The sequence below is a fragment of the Streptomyces sp. NPDC089915 genome (assembly GCF_040684675.1).
Taxonomy (GTDB): domain Bacteria; phylum Actinomycetota; class Actinomycetes; order Streptomycetales; family Streptomycetaceae; genus Streptomyces.
Genome location: NZ_JBFBGN010000247.1, coordinates 1 through 4,545, shown reverse-complemented (window position 1 = coordinate 4,545; position 4,545 = coordinate 1). Strand labels below are relative to the sequence as shown.

The 4,545-nt window shown below is 78.6% G+C and carries 2 protein-coding genes and 1 pseudogene; all 3 read right to left on the bottom strand.

The features are described from left to right. Positions 1–1,315 (bottom strand): annotated as a pseudogene (locus tag AB0O29_RS34225) (hypothetical protein); the annotation flags it as partial. Further along, entirely contained in the window at positions 1,312–3,954 is a 2,643-nt protein-coding gene (locus tag AB0O29_RS34220; RefSeq protein ID WP_365159842.1) for a lantibiotic dehydratase, read from the bottom strand. The pseudogene AB0O29_RS34225 and the gene AB0O29_RS34220, both read right to left, overlap by 4 nt. A 103-nt stretch (positions 3,955–4,057) precedes the next feature. Then, entirely contained in the window at positions 4,058–4,255 is a 198-nt protein-coding gene (locus tag AB0O29_RS34215) for a thiazolylpeptide-type bacteriocin (protein ID WP_365159839.1), read from the bottom strand. Positions 4,256–4,545: the final 290 nt, after the last annotated feature.

Sequence of the window (4,545 nt, the reverse complement as noted above, 5' to 3'; positions counted from 1 at the left end):
TTACCATCCCACGACGCCATCCCAGATTAGCTGTGCGGTGACTTGAGTTCAGATGTGTGCTCTTCAGATCTCTAATCGCGGCGCGGCGCAGCGCCCGCCCGAGGGCGTGCCCGGGCCCCGCCCCCGCGACGGCCCGCCCCGCCCCGCACCGCAGCTCCACCGCCCGGCACAGGGCGTCCAGCCGCGCCAGATCGGCCCGGGCGGCGCCCGCCGTCAGCACTCCACCGCCCGGCGCCTCGCACCCGGCGAGCGCGACCGGCAGCTGGGGCAGGGCGCCCGTGGCGGGCGCGGCCAGCACCCCGAGCCGCTCGTCGGTCAGCGCCGCCAGCCCCTCCAGGGCCTCGGCGAGCGTCCCGGGCGGCGGCGCGGCCTCGGGGGAGCGGGCGGGCCAGGGGTGATAGGCGGACCGCGGCGGACGCTCCCCGGCGACCAGCACGAGCGGAAACCCGGACCGCGGGCCGACCCGGCCGGTCGCACCGGCCGGGTCGGCTCCGCCGGCCCCCTCGCCCGCGCCCTCCTCGGCGCCGGGATCCGGCAGGCCGGCCAGGGAGCACAGCAGGCGCTGTACGGCCGCGCCCGCCACCAGGGCCGTCAGCGCCGGGGACGGGGCCGCCGAGCGTGCGGGGGGTTCGTCGAGGCCGAGGCGTTCCGCCAGGGCGGCCGTGTCCGAGCCGGCCCGGGTGAGCCCGCCGACCGGGGTGACGAAGGCCCCGTCGGGGTGGACCGCCGCGCCGACCGCGCACTCGGTGCCGTCGGCGCGGGAGCCGTGGAGCAGGATCCGTCCGGGCCGGCCCGCCGGGGCGTCGGCCGCCCGGACGGCGGTGATCCCGGCGCGGGCCAGCGCCCGTACGGCCGCCGAGGCCAGGGCGTCCTGCGGATCGGCGGCCCGGACCTCCAGCCGGGAGCCCGCGAGGGCCGCCGCGGCCTCGGCCGGACGGTCGGCGACCGTCAGCAGCCAGTCGTCCGGCGCCGTGCCCCCGGTCGGTGCGGGTCGCCCGACCAGCATGCCGTGCGCGTGGAGCTGCCCGATGAGCGTGCACAGCGCGGCCCGTACCGGTGTGCCGAGGCCAGCGCGGGCGCAGAGCGCGGCCGCGCCGTCCGTCCGCAGGGCCTCCTCCAGCACCTGCCAGAGCGCGGGGAGCGCCGGGCTGCCCTCCAGCGTGACGCTGCCGTTCCATCCCCGCAGGTGCAGACCGCCGTCGAGGGCGCTCGCGGTGACCCCGGGGCGCAGCCGCCACCGGTCCAGGGACGCCAGGGCGTCGGGCTCCGGGCCCGCGGCCGTCGCGCCCGACGGGGGCGGGGGTACGGCGGTCATGAGGCGCTCCCCGCGCGGTAGGTCTCCACGACGATCTCCACGGCGCGCGTCGGCCGTTCCCGGCCGCCGGGCGCGGGCAGCGCCTCCTCCAGCACCAGCCCGTCCGGGTGGCGGGCCAGCCACTTGTCGAGGCAGCGCAGGTGCAGCGGGTTGCCGAGGTCGGCGAACTGCGGCTTGGGCGGGGCCTGTCCGGAACGCTCCGCCGTCGGAGCCGCGCCCGCCCCGGGCGGCGGGTGCAGGAACAGCTGGTCGGGGACGCCCAGCAGGGCGCGCCAGCGCGCGGCCGCCCCGAAGGGGACCGCGCCGTCGGCCGCTTCGGCGGCCAGTGCGGCGCGCAGGGCCGCCACCGTGCCCGGGGCGAGCTCCCAGCGCCGGCGCCGCAGCACGATGTGCCGGTACCGCAGGCGCGGGGTGCGCACCATCGGGCCGCCGGGTACCGCGGTCACCGTCCGGGGCGCGAGCGGGGCGAAGTCGACGACCCCCTCCGGATGGTCGTTGGCCAGCGGCGCGCAGCGGGCGGGGAGCAGGCCGGAGACCAGCAGGCCCGGGTAGAACACGTCGAGCGGCTCGCCGGTGTCCCGCAGGCGCAGGCGCACCTGGTCGGCGGCCTCGTCGTGGAAGAGCTCGACGTCCGAGTCGTCCAGTACGCCCGGCCCGCCGGGCGGGCCGAACTCCTCCGAGACGATCTCCTCGGACAGGAACCGGGGCTGGAGGTTGGCGTTGAAGCCCTGCACCGGGCGGAACTGCACCGCCCGCGTGCCCGGTCCGGCGCCGCGCGCCACCTCCCGGCCCACCGCCCCGGCGGCGCCCGGGTCGAGCGCCGACAGGAAGCGGCTCGCGGTCCGGCCCCAGCCGGCGTACACGTGGTTGAGGACCAACAGGCCGCGCGGGACGTCCCGTTGGAGGAGGTGCGCGTACGACAGCGGCCGCTCGGAGGCCCACCCGGGCAGCCCGGCGGCGAAGGAGCGGACGAGCCCGGCCGGGAGGACCACCTCGGCGTCCGGGTCCCCCGGGGACCCGCACCGCGCGGTCTCGGCCTCGGCCTCGGCCTCGAACGAGGCGCGCAGGCGCAGGAGTTCGGCCGCGCGGCTCGGCGGAGCGGCCGGGCCGTCCCCGCCCGGCGCCGGGAACGCGTCGCGTACGGCGTCCTCCCAGGCCGCGACGGTCTCCTTGCCGAAGTCCCAGACCGGGTGGCAGACCCCGCCGGGCCCGTACCGGGCGACGAAGCGGTCGCGCACGTACCGGCGTACCAGGTGCCCCAGGTCGTAGAGCTCGGCGAGGGCGGCGACCTCGCGCAGCGCCTCGTGGTCCTCGGCGGTCAGCAGGTTCCGGGCGGCCACGGGGCGCCGCGCCACCACGTCCTCCGTCAGCGGGGCGGGCGCCGCCCCGTCCGGGGGCAGCGGCCGTCCGGCCGCGTCGAGCAGGGCCGTCCAGCGTGCGCGCAGCAGCCCGAGCAGTACGGCACGCTCCCGCGCGTCGGCGGACCCGAACCTCGCCGTCATGCCGGCGATCTCCTCCAGCGCGGCGGCCAGGGCACTGTCCCCGCCCGCGCGCAGCCACGCGGCGAGCCGGCCCGCCGGGTCGGCGTCCTGCGGCCCGACCGGGGGTACGGGCACCAGCAGCCCGGCGTCCGCCAGCCGTTCCAGGTACGCGAGCGCCGCCGCCCGGTCCCGGGGCGCGGCCAGCGCGGCCGCGAGCTCCCCGGGTGTCATGGGCGTCCGGCACAGCTCGGCCACCCGTTCCAGGGCGCCGCTCGACGCGACGTCCACCTCGTCCTCGGTGACGGCGAGGAAGCGCCAGACGCCGGACAGGCCCCGCCGGCGGGCGAAGACGGCGCGCCCCGCGGCGTCCGTACGGGGTGCGCTCGTCATCCGGTGCGGCAGCCGGGCCCGCCTCGCGGGATCGGCGAGCAGCGCCTCGCACAGCGCGGCGACCAGGCTCCGGCTCACCCGCACGGAGCCCGCGGCCGCGGCCAGCGGGTCGCCCTCCCCCCACTCGGAGCCGGTGCCCCGGGGCCGCTCCGGGAGCGGGCCCCAGCCGACGGCGGTCGACCAGGACACGGGACTTGAACGGGTGGCGGCGCGTACGGCGTGCCGCAGGACCCGCGGCTCCTCCTTGCGGGCCCGCCGCCCCGTGGCCCCGGCCCCCGCCCGCTCGACGGCGGCCAGCAGCCCGGCGCTGGTCGCGGAGGCGGCCAGGGCGAGGGCCGGCTCCCGGCACCAGGCGGCGAAGGCCCCGCGCTCGGCCGCCAGCGCGCCGGGGGCCGCAGCGGCGACCGCCTCCCGCGCGGAGTCGAGCCGGCCCCGCAGCTCCAGCCACTCCCGCAACGCCGGTACCCGCTCGGGAAGGTCGCCGAGCGCGCCGAGGAGCGCGGGCCGGGGTTCCCGCCCGTTGTGCAGGGCCCGGCGCAGGGGGAGCACCACGCTCCGGTGGAAGGAGTCGGGATGGCCGCCCCGGCTCGCGTACAGCGCGTCGGCCAGCCCCGGCGCGAGGCCGGCGAGGGCCTCCTCCAGCCGGGTCAGCCGCTCCAGTCCCGCGCGGAAGCGGGCCGCGTCCGGGGACTGTGCGGGGTGACTGAGCGTCGTCGCGCGCACCAGCGCGTACGGGGCGGTGCGGATCACGGGGTCGGGGGCCGTCATGGTGTCCCGGGGTCCTTCCGGCTCGGCCTGGTCGGGGCTGGAAACGCACCGCCCGCCCCGGCACCCCCGCGGGGACGCCGGAACGGGCGGCGGCGGGCCTGGCTCAGATGACGCCGGAGACCGCCTGCGGCTGCTGGACGCTGCAGTGACAGGCGCAGGCGGTGGGGATGCCGCAGGTCGCGGTGGAACAGCTCTTCGCGTAGGCCGAAACGTCGGCGGTGTCGCGCATCGAGGTGACGGTGATCTCGCCGAGGTCCAGGTCGTGGGCCTCGAACAAGGTGGCCGCGTCGAAATCTGCCATGAGAACTCCCCGTGGTGTGGGACGACTTGGGATGGCCGGATCCGTGTGACGGACAAGCCTCGCAACCGTAGCGCCGGGGGCGATCCGGGCGCAGGGCACGGTTTTCGACATTCCGGCATCACTCCATGTGGAATCCAGATGTTTGGCCGGAACCGTACGCAAAGCGACCCGCACCCGAACCGGACGCCCGCCCCGCCGCCCCGCACGGCCCGTATCCGGCCACCCTGCCCGAATCCGCGGGCCCGCGGATTCGGGCAGGGTGGCAGATCGGAAGAGGGTCGTGGAGGGAA

What these genes read in the sequence shown, in the direction of transcription:
- AB0O29_RS34220 (WP_365159842.1), bottom strand. Translation starts at nt 3,954, where the DNA reads ATGACGGCCCCCGACCCCGTGATCCGCACCGCCCCGTACGCGCTGGTG.
- AB0O29_RS34215 (WP_365159839.1), bottom strand. Translation starts at nt 4,255, where the DNA reads ATGGCAGATTTCGACGCGGCCACCTTGTTCGAGGCCCACGACCTGGAC.